General features: G+C 72.3%; 19 protein-coding genes. 9 read left to right on the forward strand and 10 right to left on the reverse strand.

Features of this window, described 5'->3' with window-relative positions; all coding sequences use genetic code 11:
* Positions 1 to 2 precede the first annotated feature (2 nt).
* The 3 genes from ACFPFQ_RS43905 to ACFPFQ_RS43915 all read left to right on the forward strand — a co-directional run bounded on the left by ACFPFQ_RS43905 (position 3) and on the right by ACFPFQ_RS43915 (position 3833).
* The gene (locus ACFPFQ_RS43905; protein WP_379629209.1) at positions 3 to 2159 is read left to right on the forward strand and encodes a 3-hydroxyacyl-CoA dehydrogenase NAD-binding domain-containing protein; all 2157 of its coding nucleotides are present in this window, start codon (positions 3 to 5) and stop codon (positions 2157 to 2159) included.
* Between the two features lie 153 nt (positions 2160 to 2312).
* A complete protein-coding gene (locus ACFPFQ_RS43910) occupies positions 2313 to 3272 on the forward strand; it encodes a hypothetical protein (RefSeq protein WP_379629210.1) in 960 nt (319 codons plus the stop codon).
* A gap of 162 nt (positions 3273 to 3434) precedes the next feature.
* Entirely contained in the window at positions 3435 to 3833 is a 399-nt protein-coding gene (locus tag ACFPFQ_RS43915) for a VOC family protein (RefSeq protein ID WP_379629211.1), read from the forward strand.
* Positions 3834 to 3857: 24 nt separating this feature from the next.
* On the opposite strand, the gene ACFPFQ_RS43920 is transcribed toward ACFPFQ_RS43915, so the two are convergent.
* The 4 genes from ACFPFQ_RS43920 to ACFPFQ_RS43935 all read right to left on the reverse strand — a co-directional run bounded on the left by ACFPFQ_RS43920 (position 3858) and on the right by ACFPFQ_RS43935 (position 8515).
* Complete coding sequence (locus ACFPFQ_RS43920) at positions 3858 to 7019, reverse strand: ATP-binding protein (RefSeq protein ID WP_379629212.1); 3162 nt, start codon at positions 7017 to 7019, stop codon at positions 3858 to 3860.
* Between the two features lie 46 nt (positions 7020 to 7065).
* A complete protein-coding gene (locus tag ACFPFQ_RS43925; protein WP_379629213.1) occupies positions 7066 to 7518 on the reverse strand; it encodes an SGNH/GDSL hydrolase family protein in 453 nt (150 codons plus the stop codon).
* 10 nt (positions 7519 to 7528) lie between these two features.
* Positions 7529 to 8062 carry a YbhB/YbcL family Raf kinase inhibitor-like protein gene (locus tag ACFPFQ_RS43930; RefSeq protein ID WP_379629214.1) on the reverse strand — a complete coding sequence of 178 codons (534 nt, stop codon included), beginning with the start codon at positions 8060 to 8062 and terminating at the stop codon, positions 7529 to 7531.
* Between the two features lie 93 nt (positions 8063 to 8155).
* The gene (locus tag ACFPFQ_RS43935; RefSeq protein WP_379629215.1) at positions 8156 to 8515 is read right to left on the reverse strand and encodes a DUF1330 domain-containing protein; all 360 of its coding nucleotides are present in this window, start codon (positions 8513 to 8515) and stop codon (positions 8156 to 8158) included.
* 98 nt (positions 8516 to 8613) lie between these two features.
* Here ACFPFQ_RS43935 and ACFPFQ_RS43940 point away from each other — a divergent pair, with 98 nt between their 5' ends.
* The 6 genes from ACFPFQ_RS43940 to ACFPFQ_RS43965 all read left to right on the forward strand — a co-directional run bounded on the left by ACFPFQ_RS43940 (position 8614) and on the right by ACFPFQ_RS43965 (position 12777).
* Positions 8614 to 9432, forward strand: a complete 819-nt coding sequence (locus ACFPFQ_RS43940; protein ID WP_379629216.1) for an ABC transporter ATP-binding protein — start codon at positions 8614 to 8616, stop codon at positions 9430 to 9432.
* Entirely contained in the window at positions 9429 to 10097 is a 669-nt protein-coding gene (locus ACFPFQ_RS43945; RefSeq protein WP_379629217.1) for a hypothetical protein, read from the forward strand. Before ACFPFQ_RS43940 ends, ACFPFQ_RS43945 begins: the two co-directional genes overlap by 4 nt.
* 303 nt (positions 10098 to 10400) lie before the next feature.
* The gene (locus ACFPFQ_RS43950; protein ID WP_379629218.1) at positions 10401 to 10763 is read left to right on the forward strand and encodes a GntR family transcriptional regulator; all 363 of its coding nucleotides are present in this window, start codon (positions 10401 to 10403) and stop codon (positions 10761 to 10763) included.
* Complete coding sequence (locus ACFPFQ_RS43955) at positions 10760 to 11665, forward strand: ABC transporter ATP-binding protein (protein ID WP_379629219.1); 906 nt, start codon at positions 10760 to 10762, stop codon at positions 11663 to 11665. The genes ACFPFQ_RS43950 and ACFPFQ_RS43955 overlap by 4 nt, the downstream gene beginning before the upstream one ends.
* Positions 11662 to 12408, forward strand: coding sequence for a hypothetical protein (locus ACFPFQ_RS43960; protein ID WP_379629220.1), 747 nt, complete (start codon positions 11662 to 11664; stop codon positions 12406 to 12408). The genes ACFPFQ_RS43955 and ACFPFQ_RS43960 overlap by 4 nt, the downstream gene beginning before the upstream one ends.
* Positions 12409 to 12453: 45 nt before the next feature.
* Complete coding sequence (locus ACFPFQ_RS43965) at positions 12454 to 12777, forward strand: DHCW motif cupin fold protein (RefSeq protein WP_379629221.1); 324 nt, start codon at positions 12454 to 12456, stop codon at positions 12775 to 12777.
* On the opposite strand, the gene ACFPFQ_RS43970 is transcribed toward ACFPFQ_RS43965, so the two are convergent.
* From ACFPFQ_RS43970 to ACFPFQ_RS43995, 6 genes are all read right to left on the reverse strand, one after another.
* Positions 12778 to 12957, reverse strand: a complete 180-nt coding sequence (locus tag ACFPFQ_RS43970) for a hypothetical protein (RefSeq protein ID WP_379629222.1) — start codon at positions 12955 to 12957, stop codon at positions 12778 to 12780.
* Positions 12954 to 13154 carry a hypothetical protein gene (locus tag ACFPFQ_RS43975; RefSeq protein WP_379629223.1) on the reverse strand — a complete coding sequence of 67 codons (201 nt, stop codon included), beginning with the start codon at positions 13152 to 13154 and terminating at the stop codon, positions 12954 to 12956. Before ACFPFQ_RS43975 ends, ACFPFQ_RS43970 begins: the two co-directional genes overlap by 4 nt.
* A complete protein-coding gene (locus ACFPFQ_RS43980; protein WP_379629224.1) occupies positions 13151 to 13582 on the reverse strand; it encodes a hypothetical protein in 432 nt (143 codons plus the stop codon). Before ACFPFQ_RS43980 ends, ACFPFQ_RS43975 begins: the two co-directional genes overlap by 4 nt.
* Before the next feature lie 150 nt (positions 13583 to 13732).
* Positions 13733 to 14308: a DUF1349 domain-containing protein gene (locus ACFPFQ_RS43985; protein WP_379629225.1), complete on the reverse strand. Its 576-nt coding sequence runs from the start codon at positions 14306 to 14308 to the stop codon at positions 13733 to 13735.
* Positions 14309 to 14326: 18 nt separating this feature from the next.
* Positions 14327 to 14458 (reverse strand): hypothetical protein, encoded by a 132-nt coding sequence (locus ACFPFQ_RS43990; RefSeq protein ID WP_379629226.1) that lies wholly within the window; start codon positions 14456 to 14458, stop codon positions 14327 to 14329.
* Positions 14459 to 14495: 37 nt separating this feature from the next.
* Positions 14496 to 15446 (reverse strand): LysR family transcriptional regulator, encoded by a 951-nt coding sequence (locus tag ACFPFQ_RS43995; protein ID WP_379629227.1) that lies wholly within the window; start codon positions 15444 to 15446, stop codon positions 14496 to 14498.
* Positions 15447 to 15475: the final 29 nt, after the last annotated feature.

The raw sequence follows: 15475 nt of genomic DNA on the forward strand, positions 1-15475 counted from the left end.
TCATGACGGAGCAGAAGGCAGTTCGCTGGGAGTCCGGTGCCGATGGCATCGCGATCGTCACACTCGACGATCCCGGCCGCAGCGCCAACACGATGAACGACCGCTACAAGGAGGCGATGGGCCAGGTCGTCACCGAGCTCGTCGCGGCCAAGGACGAGCTGACCGGCGTGATCATCACGTCGGCCAAGAAGACGTTCTTCGCCGGTGGTGACCTCGAGGCGCTGTCCTCGGCGGGGCCGGACGACGCCGGCACGGTGTTCGAGAACGTCACCGAGGTCAAGGCCCAGCTGCGCACGCTGGAGAAGCTGGGCAGGCCCGTCGTCGCGGCGATGAACGGCACGGCGCTCGGCGGTGGCCTGGAGATCGGCCTCGCCTGCCACCATCGCATCGGCCTCGACGCCAGGGGCGTGATCTACGGGCTGCCCGAGGTCACGCTGGGCCTGCTGCCCGGCGGCGGCGGCGTCACCCGTATCACCCGCATGCTCGGGATCATGAACGGCTTCATGAACGTGCTGGCCCAGGGCCAGCGCCACAAGCCGGACAAGGCGCTCGAGCTCGGCATCATCGACGAGCTCGCCGCCACGCCCGAGGAGATGCTCGAGAAGGCCAAGGCGTGGATCGCGGCCAACCCCGATGCGGCGCAGCCGTGGGACAAGCCGGGCTACAAGATCCCCGGTGGCGCCCCGTCCAACCCGAAGCTCGCCGCGATGCTGCCGGCGTTCCCGGCCAACCTGCGCAAGCAGCTCAAGGGCGCCCCGATGCCGGCCCCGCGCAACATCCTCGCGGCCGTCGTCGAGGGCGCGCAGGTCGACTTCGACACCGCGCTGCGCATCGAGGGCCGCTACTTCGCGGAGCTCGTCACCGGCCAGGTCTCGAAGAACATGACCAAGGCATTCTTCTTCGACCTGCAGCACATCAACGGCGGCGGCTCGCGGCCCGACGGGTTCGAGAAGTACACGCCGCGCAAGGTGGCCGTGCTCGGCGCCGGGATGATGGGTGCGGGCATCGCCTACACCTGCGCGCTGTCGGGCTGGGAGGTCGTGCTCAAGGACGTCTCGCTGGAGGCGGCCGAGAAGGGCAAGGCGTACTCCGAGAGCCTGGTCGCGAAGGGCGTCAAGCGCGGCAAGACCACGCTGGAGAAGGGTGAGGCGCTGCTCGAGCGCATCACGCCCACCGCCGACTACAACGACCTCGCGGGCTGCGACATCGTCATCGAGGCCGTGTTCGAGTCGGTCGCGCTCAAGCAGGAGGTGTTCGCCGAGGCCGCCAAGTTCATCGAGCCCGACGCCCTGCTGTGCTCCAACACCTCCACGCTGCCCATCACGGAGCTGGCCGCGGGCGTCGACCGTCCGGGCGACTTCATCGGCCTGCACTTCTTCTCGCCGGTCGACAAGATGCCACTCGTGGAGATCATCCGCGGGGAGCGGACGTCCGACGAGACGCTGGCCAAGGCGTTCGACGTCACCATCGGGATGAAGAAGACCCCGATCGTCGTCAACGACAGCCGCGGCTTCTTCACCAGCCGCGTGATCGGCACCTTCATCAACGAGGGCGTCGCGATGATCGCCGAGGGCATCGACCCCCAGACGATCGAGCAGGCGTCGTCGCAGGCCGGCTACCCGGCCCCGGTGCTGCAGCTGATGGACGAGCTCACGCTCACGCTGCCGCAGAAGATCCGAAAGGAGACGCGCGCGGCCGTCGAGTCGGCGGGCGGCACCTGGGAGGCGCACCCGTCGGAGATCGTGATCGACCGGCTCGTCGACGAGTTCGGACGCAAGGGCAAGAGCAGCGGCTCGGGTTTCTACGACTACGCCGACGGCAAGCGCACGGGGCTGTGGCCGGGGCTGCGCGAGCAGCTCGGCGCCACCAACCACGACGTCGACCTGCACGAGCTGTCGGAGCGCATGCTGTTCGTGGAGGCGCTCGAGACGCAGAAGTGCTTCGACGAGGGCGTGCTGACGTCGATCCCCGACGCCAACATCGGCTCGATCTTCGGCATCGGCTTCCCGGCCTGGACCGGCGGCGTCGTGCAGTACATCGAGGGCTACCCCGGTGGGGTGGCGGGCTTCGTGGCGCGGGCCGATGAGTTCAAGGAGAAGTTCGGGGAGCGTTTCGACGTCCCGGCGAGCCTTCGCAAGCGGGCTGCCGTCGCGGCCTGATCCCGCTCTGACCGCACGAACGGCGCGTTCGTCCACTTCGGGTGGACGAACGCGCCGTTCGTTCGTGGGGGAGTTGTCCACATCGGCTCCCCGTTGTCCACAGGTTGTCCTTCCGGGCACGGCGCCACGGCCGGACGTCGCACCATCGTGGGCATGGCTCGACGAGCAGCAGTCCTGCGTCCCGATGAACCCGCTCCCCTCCTCGGCAGTCACATCGTCCGCGTCACCGATCTCGAGGAGCTCCGGATCGGCCGCAGCACGGTGGCCGCGCGATGTCGCGCGGGTGGTCCGTGGCGGCGGCTGCTGCCGGGCATCGTCGCTCTGCACAACGGGCCGCCGACTCGCGACGACCGCCGCCGAGCGGCATTGCTCTACGCCGGACCGGGTGCCGTCCTGACCGGGCTCGACGCGCTGCAGCCCCACGGGATGGAACGGATGCCGAGCCCGTCGGGGCCGGTGCACCTGCTGGTGCCGGCCGACCGTCGCCGCGTCGGTGCGGGCCGAGTGCTCGTCGAGCGCACCGAGAACCTGCCGGTGGCCGAGCTCGGGCGCTGGCCGCTGGCGCCGATCCAGCGGGTCGCGCTGGACTTCACCCGGCGGACCTCCGACCGCAACGAGGTCCGGTCGGCGCTCGCCGAGGTGGTGCAGCGGGGTCGGTGCACGCCTGCCCAGCTCAACGCCGAGCTCGCCGCCGGCAGCGGACGCGGCAGCGCGCTACCGCGGCTGGTGCTGGAGGAGATCAGCGACGGGGTGCGGTCGGTGGCCGAGGCGAACGCCCGGCGGCTCGTGCTCCGCAGTGGTCTGCCGGCCCCGATGTGGAACGCGAAGCTCTACGACCGCAACGGTCTGTTCATCGCCATGCCCGACGCGTGGTTCGACGACGTCGGCATGGCGTGGCAGATCGACTCGAAGGAGTGGCACCTCAGCCCGGACGACTACGAGCGCACGGCCGACACCCGCTCGGCGATGATGATCGAGAACATCCTCGTCGTGCACACGGTGCCGAGCAAGATGGCGGCTCGCGGCGACGACGTGATCGCCGAGCTGCAGGCGAACCATCGGCACGCCGGGCTGCGCCCGCGCCCACCGGTGATGGCGATCCCGCAGCCCTGACGGGCGGATCTCCCGAGCGAACGGCGCGTTCGTGCAGTTCGGGTGGACGAGAGTGCCGTTCGCTCGACCTTCCCCAGCCGCGCTGCGCGAGGGAAGGTTCCGGGAAGGACTCGTTCCTAGGGTGGGCCCATCAACGATCCGCACGAACGCAGGAGTTGCACCGTGGCTACACCGACCATGCCGGCCCTCACCCACGTCGCCGTGACCGTGTCCGACCTCGCCGTCAGCGAGGCCTGGTACACGCGGGTGCTCGGGGTGGCGCCGGTCCTCGACGAGGACACCGGCCCGTTCCGGCACATCGTCTACCCGCTCGGCACGACCTTGCTGGGGCTGCACGGCTTCCCGGACCTGACCGAGGACAAGGCGTTCGACGAGCGCAGGCCGGGCCTGGACCACATCGCCTTCGGCTGTGCGAGCCGCGACGAGCTCGTGGCCTGGGCCGCGCACCTCGACGAGCTGGGCATCGCACACGGCGGCATCGTCGACGCCGGGTACGGCTCCGGCCTGTCGTTCCGCGACCCCGACAACATCGCGCTCGAGCTGTTCGCGCCGCCGGCCTGATCCCTGCAACGGGGGGTCAGCGGGTCAGTACGCCGCCAGCGCCGCCCGGCAGCGGGCCTCGTCGAGCGGCTGGCCGGTGCGCTGGAACAGCTCGGCGGCGGCGCGCATCCGGGTTCGGGCCCGGTCCGGGTCGCCGTCGGCCATCGCGACCACGGCCTGGGCCTCCGACGTGGCCGCCTCCCACGCCGTGCCCGCCCACAGCGCCGTGGCCCGCTCGGCATCGGCCAGGTGCCGCCGGGCCGCCGGGAGGTCGCCTGCCCGGACGCACGCGAGTGTGGCCGGCACCGAGAACATGATCGAGCAGAACAGGCAGACGTCGTCCCAGCCCTCGGCTGCCTCGGCGCGGTCGACGAGTGCACGCGCCTCCTGAGGGTCTGCAGCGGCGAGGATCATCGTGCCGAAGATGCGCTGCAGCAGGTGCCGCGCCACGTACGACCCGCGGGCCAGCGGGAACGCCTGCCGGCACAGCGCCGTCGCCGTGGCCGCATCGCCCTTGGCGAGATGCACCTCAGAGAGGCGCTGCAACGAGTGCGCCTCGCCGGCGCCCGACCCCAGCTCGTGGTGCAGGTCGACGGACTCGGCGAGTTCGACGGCTGCCAGCGCGAGGTCGCCGGAGAGGAACGCGGCCTCACCGATCAGCGCCGCCGCGAACGCCTCCGCCCGCACCGCCCCACTGCGCCGGGCGGTGGTCCGCATGTCGCGAGCGAGCTCGATGACCTCCGCGTAGGGCATCGGCCCGTAGAGCATGTACTCGGCAGGGCAGAGGTAACCGTCGAAGATCGCGTTGGCGATCTCGGGGTTCTCGCGCGTGCGCCGCAGTTCCAGGCGCATCCGGTCGAACCAGCTGTCCGTGCTGTGCGCCAGCATGCCCTGCAGCGACACCAGGTCGAGCACCACCCAGTTGCGGTCGCCGGCGAGGATCAGCTCCTGCGCGGCGTCGGCAGCGGCCTGGGCCGTCACGTAGTCGGAGCGGAAGTAGGCGCACTTGCCGCGGGCCAGCAGGATGTCGGCGTCCTCCGCACCACCGTCGGTCTCGATGCCGGCGATCGCCGCGCTCGCGGTGTCGACGTCACCCGCCATCACCGCGCAGCGGGCGAGCCGCACTCGCAGCCGCCGCGCCGCGGCCGGTTCGGCGCCGTCGAGTGCCTCCCGGTAGGCGGACGTGGCGAGCGGGTCGCCGATCGCGTTGAGCAGATCGGCCCGCAGCGCCAGCGCCACGCCCCGCTCGACGGTGTTCGCGTGCGGGCGCAGCGCTTCCACCAGCGCCAACGCGTCGCGATAAGCACCCACGGCGGCCTCGGTGCCGGCGGCCCGCAGCAGGTAGGGCACGGCGCCTGCGGGCGTTCCGGAGTGCAGCAGGTGGTGCCCGATCCGGACGGCCGACGCGCCGAGCTCGATCAGCCTGCTGGCGGCGTCGCGATGGATCCGGCGGCGCCGGTGCGGCGGGATCGCGTCGAGCAGCGCGTCGCGGACGAGGCCGTGCCGGAAGCGGTAGCCGGTGGCGGACGGCTCGACGACCTCGGCGGCCAGCGCCGCGTCGAGATGGTCGAAGGCGTCGGCCTCCGCGATTCCCGACAGCGCGACGAACTCGTCGGTGTCGAACGCCGCACCCGCCACCGCGACCCGTTGCAGCGCCTCGCGGGTGGCGGGCTCGATGCCCCCGAGGATGGTTGCGTCGAGCGCGGGGACCCAACCGGCCGTGCCGGCAGCGCCGTGTGCATGGTGCTCGCCCGCGGCGTTGCGGGCGAGCTCGGCCACGGCGAACGGGATGCCGCGACCCAACGTCGCGATCTGCTCCAGCAGCCCGGCGTCGGGTTCCTCGACGTGGCGGCGCACGAGCGCGGCCACGCCGGCGCTGTCGAGCGGTCCCAACGCGACCTCGGTCGCGCCGTGACGGTCGAGCAGGCTTCGGCGGGTCTCGGCCAGTGTGCCCGCGAGCGGCGCCGGCCGGTGCGTGATGGTGATGCAGATGTGGCGGTCGCGGGTGGACCGCGCGATGTAGTGCAGCAGCCGGAGGCTCGCGTCGTCGGCGTCGTGCACGTCGTCGATCGTGAGCAGCAGCGGCGTGGTGGCCGATGCGAGCCGCACGAGCTCGGCCGCCGCGACGAACAGCCGCTGGTGGGTGCCCTCGCCGGTCCAGGCCAGCTCGGCTCCTGCCAGTGCCCGGTCGATCTCCTCGCGGTATCGGACCGCCAGCCCGTCGAGCAGCCCGGGGTGGCTGCGGCACAGGTCGGCCAGCGCCTCGACCACCGGCGCGTAGGGCCACGAGCCCTCGACCGGCGCGGACATGCCGTGGCCGATCCGGAAGCCGCGCCGTGTCGCGCTCGCCGTGATCGCGGCGAGCAGTGCCGACTTGCCGACGCCCGCCGGCCCGGTCAGCAGCAACGTCGCGCTGTGCCCCGCCGCCGCGGCGGTCAGGGCCCGCTCCGCGGCTGCGAGCTCCGCGTCGCGCCCGATCAGCGCGGTGTCGTGGCGGGGCTCGGCCGGGGGGCCGGCATCGAGTCCGGTCCGGAGCCGGTCGCGCAGGGTCACCGCGTCGCTGCCGGGTGCCACCCCGAGCTCGCGGCGCAGCGCGCGGTCCATGCGCTCGAACTGGCGCAGCGCGGCGTGCCGGTCGCCCTTCGCGGCGTGCAGTCGCATGAGGGCGAGGTGGGCCGCCTCGTCACCCGGGTCGAGCTCGACGACCTTCTCCCAGTCGCCGTCGAACCGCAGCAGCTCCAGGTAGCGCAGCTGCAGCTGGTCCCGGCGCTTCTCCGCCCACGGCTCGTAGCGGTCCTCGGGGAGCAGCTCGCCGCGGTAGGCCGCGATGGCCTCCCGGGCCAGTGCCGCGTCCTCGGTGCCCAGCGCCTGCCGCGCGAGGTCCTCGAACCGGTCGACGTCGATGGTGGTCTCGACCTCGGGGGTGAGCATGACGTTGTCGCCGCGCAGCACCACAGCGTTGGTCACGTCGATGGCGCGGCGGGCGAAGTGCGCCGCCTTGTGGAGTTTCGGGACGGCCTCGCCCACGGTGTCGTCCGGCCAGACGAGGTCGATCACCTGTTCCCGGTGCAACCGCCTGCCCGGCGCGATCGCGAGCACCTTCACGAGCGCGGCGGCGTGCCGGCGACTCCAGTTGCCCGCAGGGACCGGGACGGTGTCGACGGCCACCTCGAACCCGCCGAGGAGCCTGATGTGGATCATCGCCATCGACCGAACGCCTCCTGCCGCCCGCACTGGTGGCAGCCGGAGAACCCTACGGCCCGGACCGCCCACAACGGTCACGTTCGCGGCATCGATCCGGTTCGACACCCGACCGGACGAGCCGGTCACCCGACGGCGGCCCCGAAGACGTCGGCCATGCCCGCGTACCCGGCCTCGTCGGGGTGGAAGTGGTCGGCGGCACGTCACGAACCCGACCGCCGCTGATCGCGAGGTTGACCACCCGCCATCCCGGCTTCCGCGCGGCGAGCAGGCCGACCCAGCCGCGGTCGTACGCGGACGCGCCGACCCCGATCGTCATCGAGTCGCCCAGCGCCACCCACAGCGGCCCGGTGCCGGCCAGCGCCTCGCGGTTGTGGCGCTGCCACGCCAGCGCGTACGGCTCGATCTGCTCCTGGACCTCGCGGACGCCCGGCAGCAGCCGGGATGCCAGCGCGACGAACCGGCCGGGCGGGCGGCCGCTGAGGTTCGAGTGGTCGAGCGTCACGGAAGGATCGTCAGCCCTTGTTCTCGTAGACCGGCACGATCACGGCACGGGCCAGGGTGTGGCTGAACAGGTTGAAGCCGAGGAACGCCGGGGTGGCGCCGTCGGGGATGCCCAGGCTCTCCACGTCGACGGCGTGCACGGCCGTGAAGTAGCGGTGCGGGCCGTGGCCCGCGGGCGGGGCGGCGCCCAGGTACTGCTTGAGACCGGCGTCGTTCGCGAGCTGGAAGGCGCCGTCGGGGAGCCCGGAGCCCTTCTCGTCGCCCGCGCCGGTGGCCAGCGAGGTGACCGAGGCGGGGATGTCGACGACGGCCCAGTGCCAGAAGCCTGCGGCGGTCGGGGCGTCCGGGTCGTAGACGGTGACCACGAACGACTTCGTGCCCTCGGGGAAGCCGCTCCAGGTTAGCTGCGGGGAGACGTCCTCGCCGCCGGCGCCGAAGATGCCGCTGATCTGGGCGGTGGGCAGGGTGGCGCCGTCACTGACGTCCGTGCTGGAGACGGTGAACGTCGGGACGTCGGGAAGCTCGTCATAGGGGTTACGGGACATGTGTCCGGTTGCTCCTTCGCCGTGTGGCCCCGCCGGCCGGGGCCTCTCCCCAGAACCGTATGACCGCCGGATTCAGTCCTGCCACCCGGAGCACTACCGCGCAACGGTCGGCTGCAGCACGGCCTCCGTCAGCGCCTCGCTGCGCAGGTGGGTGCCCTGCTGGTAGCCCGGGTCGCGCACCATGTCGGAGAACGCGCGCCGCGTCGGGTAGCTCACCAACAGCACGGCGTCCCACTCCTGGCCCGGCTCGGCGACGATCGGGGCCGCGCCGTGGCCGTAGTACAGGACCTGCGCTCCCACCTTCTCCGCGTACGGTCGGAAGTGGGCGATGTAGGCGTCGTAGCGCTCGGCTCCGCCCTCGGCGAAGCGCAGCAGGTTGAGCATGACGATGGGCTGGTCGGGGCCTGCGGTGAGGAACGCCTTCATGTCCGCCCCGGTGGGATCAATGGCCATGCCACCATCCTGCGCCCGATCGGCGCGGGAATCGACCGCGCGTGGTTCCGCCGCGGGGCTGCTGCCGTCGGCCTCCGGAGATGCGGCACGATGCTGAGGTGATCCGGCTCGAGGGGGTGCGCAAGTCGTACCGAGGTCCCGGCGAGGTGCTGGCCGGGATCGATCTGGAGCTGGCACCGGGTCGCCCGGTCGCGGTCGTGGGCACCAACGGCTCCGGGAAGTCGACGCTGCTGCGGATCGTCGCGGGCTGCTCCGCACCCAGCGCGGGCGCGGTCACGGGACGCCCGCCGGTGGTCGGGTTCCTGCCCGGCCAGTTCCCGGCGTCCACGCGGATGCCGGCGGGCGCGTACCTGCGCCGGATGGCCGCGGTGCACGGCGTCCCCGACGCCGACACCACGTCGTTGCTGGAGGAGCTGGGCTTCACCGGGGTGCTCGGCGCGCCGGTGTCGCAGCTGTCCACCGGCAACGCCCAGAAGGTCGGGCTCACCCAGGCGCTGAGCTGCCGGCCAGCGCTGCTCGTGCTCGACGAGCCGTGGACGGCGCTCGACGTGCGTGCGGCCGCGGCGCTCGATCACCGGCTGGCCGCGGAGGCCGCCCGGGGAGCCATGATCATCGTCACCGATCACGGCGGCCGGGCCGACGGGCTGCCGGGCGCGCTCGTGATGCGCATGGCCGCCGGTGTGCTGACGGCCGACGTGATGGCCGGGCGTCGCGATCCGGGACATTCCGTGATCGAGCTGCGCTGCCCGGGTGCTCCTGCCGACGCGCTGCGCGGGCTGCCGCCGGTGGGCGAGTCCTGGTTCGGGCCCGGCCGGTTGACGGTGCGCGTGCCCGCGGATCGCGGCGACGCGCTGCTGGCCGCGGCGCTCGCCGGCGGCTGCTCGGTGCTCGGTGTGTGGCGGGAGAGCGCGTCGTGAACACGACGCGGGGACGGATCGGCAGGGCGCTGTCCGTGGCGGCCTACCTCGGCGCCGACGTGCTGCGGTCCCAGCGGTTCCTGCTCCCGCTGATCGTCTTCGGCGCCGTGCTGGCCGTGCTCTTCGGCGGCGATCCGGGCGCCCCACCGGCTCCATGGGCCGCGTCGGTGCTGGCGATCTACCCGACCGCGGCGTGGTTCGGGCTCATCGTCGCCAACACCGAGGATCCCGTCCAGCGCACCGTCACCATGGCGTCGGCCGGTGGGCCCGGGGCGGTGGCCGCCGGATCCCTGCTGGTGGCGCTCGTCGGCGACGTCGTGCTCGCGGCGATGGCCGTGGTCTGGCCGGTGGTCACCACCCACTACTCCTACCCGCCGCCGTTGCTGCTGCACGGCGCGCTCGCCCATCTCGCCGCCGCCGCCACCGGCACGGCGGTCGGCCTGCTGTGCGCCCGGCCGCTCGTGCGCCGGATCGGCTGGTCGTTCTGCATCGCCGTCACCGTCGTCGTGATCACGGCGGTGCAGCCGCTGCTGCCTCCGGTCGGTGCCGCGGCCCGGACGCTGACAGTGGCGGAAGGGCAGCTCCCCGTTCTCGACGTCGGGCTCGGGCTGGCACTGGCCTGCGCGGCCGCCGCCGTCATCTGGCGGGTCGACCTGCGGCGCTGACGGGGTGTGCGAGCCGGGCGCCTGCCGGGAGGGCCAGCACGGCACCGAACAGCACGACCGCCACCGCGACCATCGCCACCGCCAGCAACCGGGCAGGCGTAGCTGATCGGCTCAGCAACGCGAAACCGGCCAGGCTCGCGGCGAGGGCGAACGTGGCGGGAAGAGGATGCCCAGCACCGACGGGACGCCCACGACCAGGCACAGGACGATCGGGGCCGTCGTCGGCTTGACTTCCGGCCGGTTCGGTTGCATGGTTACCTACATGAGTAACGAACCGACGGACCGGAGCTGCCGGTGGTCGGCGTGAAGGACGACGGGCGGCCGCTCTTCCTGCAGATCGCCGAGCAGATCGAGAGCTCGATCGTCGACGGCTCGCTCGCCGAGGAGGCGCAGGTGCCCTCCACCAACGAGCTGGCCGCCTTCCACCGGATCAACCCGGCAACCGCAGCCAAGGGCGTCAACCAGCTCGTGGTCGACGGCGTCCTCTACAAGAGACGAGGGATCGGGATGTTCGTCGCAGCCGGCGCACGCACGCTGCTGCTGGAACGCAGGCGCGAGGACTTCGCGCGGCAGTTCCTCGCCCCGCTGCTGGCGGAGGCGCACAAGCTCGGCATCGACGCCGAGCAGCTCAAGAAGATGATCGATGTCTCGGGGGAGGCGGAATGAACGTCATCAGGATGGCGGGGGTGTCGAAGCGCTACGGCGACGTCATGGCGCTCGACGGGGTGAGCCTCGAGCTCGCCGAGAACACGATCCACGGACTGCTCGGGCGCAACGGCGCCGGCAAGACCACGATCATGCAGATCCTCACGGCGCAGGGTTTCGAGAGCTCAGGCACCGTCGAGGTCTTCGGGCAGCACCCGTACGAGAACGCCGACGTGCTGTCGCGGGTCTGCTTCATCAAGGAGAGCCAGCGCTACCCCGACAACTTCAAGGTGCGGCACGCATTGCGGGCCGCGGAGATCGTGTACCCGCACTGGGACGCCGCGTTCGCCGCGCAGCTGGTGGCCGACTTCGGCCTCCCGGCCAACCGCACGATCAAGAAGCTGTCGCGCGGCATGCTGTCGGCCGTCGGGGTGATCATCGGGCTGGCCTCGCGCGCCCCGCTCACGTTCTTCGACGAGCCCTACCTGGGCCTCGACGCCGTTGCGCGGCAGCTGTTCTACGACCGGCTGCTGGCCGACTACGCCGAGCACCCGCGCACCGTGGTGCTCTCCACGCACCTGATCGACGAGGTCAGCGACCTCATCGAACACGTCGTCGTGATCGACAAGGGTCGCATCATCATCGACGAGAACGCCGACACGCTGCGCCACCAAGCGGTCACCGTGTCCGGGCCGGCAGGCGCCGTCGAGGCGTTCGTCGCGGGCCGCGACGAACTGCACCGGGAGCAGCTGGGCGGGTTCCTGCGCGTCACGGTCGCGGGTGTGCCCGAACCGGCCGCCGGTGGTGGCCTCGAGTTCGAGCCGGTGTCGCTGCAGCAGCTCGTCGTCCGCACCACCCAGCGTGAAACAGCCCACAACGGTCGGCCGGTCGCGGTCGGCACAGCGGACGGAGGACGCCGATGAGCGCGTACACGATCGAGGCACCCGCGGTGCCGCGCAAGACCCCGCTGCGGCGGATCGTCGACGTCGCGCGCATCCAGACGGTGAACTGGCAGGCGCTGATCGCCTGGCCGTTCGGGATCCTCGCCGGCACGTTCCTCATCAACATCGTGGTGTTCGCCGTGCTCAGCGACGGGCCGCCGACGCAGGCCCGGGTCACCGGGGCCGTGGTGTCGATCTACATCATCTCCGCCGTCACCCACCTGCAGACGATCACGCAGCTGTTCCCGTTCGCGCTCGGCATCAGCATCACCCGCCGGGCGTTCTACGCGGGCACGGCGCTCGTCGCGGTCGTGCAGGCCATGCTGTTCGGGCTCGGGCTGACGCTGCTCGCGCTGGTGGAGCGCGCCACCGACGGCTGGGGCCTGCGCTTGTCGTTCTTCCAGGTCGGCTTCATGCACCAGGACAACCTGATCGCGCAGTGGGTCACCTTCACGGTGCCCTTCATCGCGCTGTCGGCGATCTTCGTGTTCGCCGGTGTCGTGTTCAAGCGGTGGGGCCAACCCGGTGTCTTCGTCATGGGTCTGAGCTTCGGTGTGCTGCTGGCGCTGCTGGTCGTCGTGATCAGCTGGCAGCGGTGGTGGCCCGCGGTCGGGTCGTTCTTCGCCGGCTCGTCGCCGCTCGCGCTGTTCGCCGGTTACCCGTGGGTCATCGTGGTGCTGGCGGGAGGCGCCGGTTACCTCTTCCTGCGCCGCGCCACCCCCTGACGAGCGCCCCGACCGGCACCGTTGTCCCCCGGAGGAAACGTGAAGATGTCCGAGATCCCCTTCGGCACCACCGACTGGGCGACGATCGAGCCGACGTCGCACGCCGGTGCGACCGGCACGGCGACGTGGCGCACCGCGACGTTCGGTGACGTTCGCGTCCGGATGGTCGAGTACTCACCCGGCTACCTCGCCGACCACTGGTGCTCGAAGGGCCACATCCTGCTGTGCCTCGACGGTGAGCTGGTCACCGAGCTCGACGACGGCCTGGAGTCGGTGCTGACGCCCGGCACCAGCTACCAGGTGGCCGACGGTGCCGAGGCCCACCGCTCGCGCACGGCGGTGGGGGCCCGGCTGTTCGTCGTGGACTGATCAGGAGCCGGCGCGGCGCCGGGCCGCGTCGTGGCGGTCGATCCACAGCAGCTCGCCCAGCATCACCTTGGCCGCTGCGGCGGCGTTCGGGAAGACCGTGGGACGCCCGCTCGGCCCCCGGTCGGCGTCCCAGAACTGCACCTGCCAGCCGTTCGCGCTGCCGGGTGCCGGCTCGATCACCAGCGCGTCCGGCTTCGGCTCGATGATCCCGTACTCGAACGGTGCCACCCCGAACGCGTCGAGGCGGGCCTGTTGGCGCGGACGTCGAGGGTCAGCAGGCTCCAGTCGCCGTGCAGGGAGTGCACGAGCAGGGCGGTGAGCGACTCCAGCACCGCGGCCTGGCCGCGCTGGTCGAGCCGCGGTGGCGGGACCGTCATGCGGGCTGCTGCTCGAGGATCGTGCGCAGCCACGGCGGCACGAACTCCGCGGCGCGGGGGTGGTTCTCGAGGTCGCGCCGCCAGTAGGAGCCGTCGAGCGGCGGGGACCAGTGCGGGTCGTGGTCGGCGTTGTAGCTGATGGCGACCGAGCCCGGCGGGTCGATCGAGAGGCGGGCGGCGAACCACGCGCCCCGGCCGGGCCGGTAGGTGAGCCTGCGGAGCTCGACGAACGCGGGAGCGACCGAGGTGGGCGGCACGACCTGCGCGGTGGACCCGTCGGCCAGGTAGACGGCCAACGTCGAGTCGACCACCCCGGCAGCGATCTTCACGAGCAGGTCGATGCGGCGCCAGCCGTCCGGGGTGGCGTCCAGCAGCGCGCCACCGATCGCCTGCATGAGCTCGTCCTGGCGGGCAATGTCCTGCGTCATGGAAATCTCATACTCGTAGGGGTCGGTGGGCGCGCGACGGTTTCGACACCGCTGATCGTCAGCGAGGGTACGTAGTGCGCTGCCGCCGTCGCGCTGCCGGTCACGACGTCGCCCGGGTGCGGTTGCGGTCGCGCAGCGGGTGCCCCTGGATCAGTGCAGTGCCGCGTCGGCGGGGCCGCGGTCGAAGCGGGTGAAGCGCACGACGAGGCCGTCGCGTTTAGGGGCGGCCAGCAGCGGCCCGGCCCGCAGCGCCGCTTCCGGGTCGATGGGGGCGACGCGCACGAGGCGCCACGGCTCGCCGTCCACCCGGGCCCGGACGGTGAGCGCATCACCCGAGCGGCTCGTGCGGATCGTGACGACGCGGCCGGACCACTCCGGGACCGGCGCGACCGACCAGTCCGACACCCCGCGGGTGACGACGGCGCCGACCTGGGGCGCTCCGTCGCTGAACTCGACCGCGGCCTTGATCCACCGGTCCGGTGCCGCCACCACGAACACGCCTGCCTGGTCGAACGTGCCGTCGAAGTCGAGCAGGAACGCGACCTCGACCGCGCTGCCGTCGGGCAGGTCCACCAGCAGCGCGTGACCGGTGTCGTGCACGAAGCCGTAGGCCGTGGTGCGCCAGAAGTCGCTGCCGCGGGCCGCGGTGACCAGCAGGTGGTCGCCGTCGGGGCGGGTCGCCGGAGGGGGGTTGAGCCAGTCACCGTCGGTCCACGGGATCTCCACCACAGCAGTGTCACAGGATCACCAGTCCGGCCGCGACGGCGCGCGTGATCGCGACGGCGAACGTGGCCGGGGCAGCAGCGGCAGCGCCGAGAGCGACGCGACGACGAAGGCGTCGGCCTCGCTGCACGGCGCCAGCAGGACGGCGAGCACGGCCAGCGCACTTACGATGATCCACAGGGCCTGATGATCACCGTAAGTGCGTTCTCGACGGGGTGGGGCGGGCGTAGGCGGGGCCCAGCGCATCGGGTTCGGGGGTGTCGAGGGCCAGCCGCAGGAACCGCTGCACCGGGGGGCTCGGGGCGTCGGCGCGGCGGCGCAGCACCCCCGTCTCGACGACGGGGACGTGGCGGGTCAGCGTCCGCGTCACCGCGTCCGGTCCGCACAGCCGCTGCACCGACGCGGGCAGCACCGACACCCCGAGCCCGGCACCCACGAGCGCGACGGCCGTCTGCACGAGGTCGACCTCGCGCAGCCGCGGCTCGAAGCCCGAGAGCCGGCAGGCCCCGACGAGGTGCGTGCCCAGCCCGCCCCACACCTCGCGGGCCGGGCCGAGGAACGGCTCGTTCGCGAGCGTCGCCAGGTCGATGCGCTCGGGCGCGTCGCGGTCGGCAGGCAGCACCGCCACCAGCGGCTCGCGCCGCACCACGGCCACGTCGAGATCGGGACCGACGCCGGAGGCGGCGCCGCCCGGCGGGAGGTGCACCAGCCCGACGTCGGCCCGCCCGGCCCGCACGTGCTCCGCGACGGCATCCGTCCCGGCTTCCAGGAACCGCAGGTCGACGTCCGACGATCCGGCGTGGAACGCGCGCAGCAGGGGCGGCAGCACCGACCAGGCGACGGCGGGCACGAACGCGAGCGTGAGCTGCCCGCGGCGGCCCTGCCCGGTGTGGCGCACCGCGTCGGCCGCGGCGTCGACGTCGGTGAGCAGCTTGCGCGCGTGGTCGACGAGCTGGCGGCCGGCCTCGGTGAGATCCACTCCGCGCCGATGCCGGACGAACAGCGCCACCCCCAACTCGTGCTCCAGCCGTGCCAGCTGGGCCGAGAGCGGTGGCTGGGTGAGGTGCAGCCGGGTGGCCGCCCGCGTCACGGAACGCTCCTCGGCGACGGCGAGGAAGTAGCGCAGCTGCCTCAGGTCCATGGTTCATCGTATGACTCGGCTTCGAAACC

It is taken from the genome of Pseudonocardia sp. GCM10023141 (assembly GCF_042653605.1).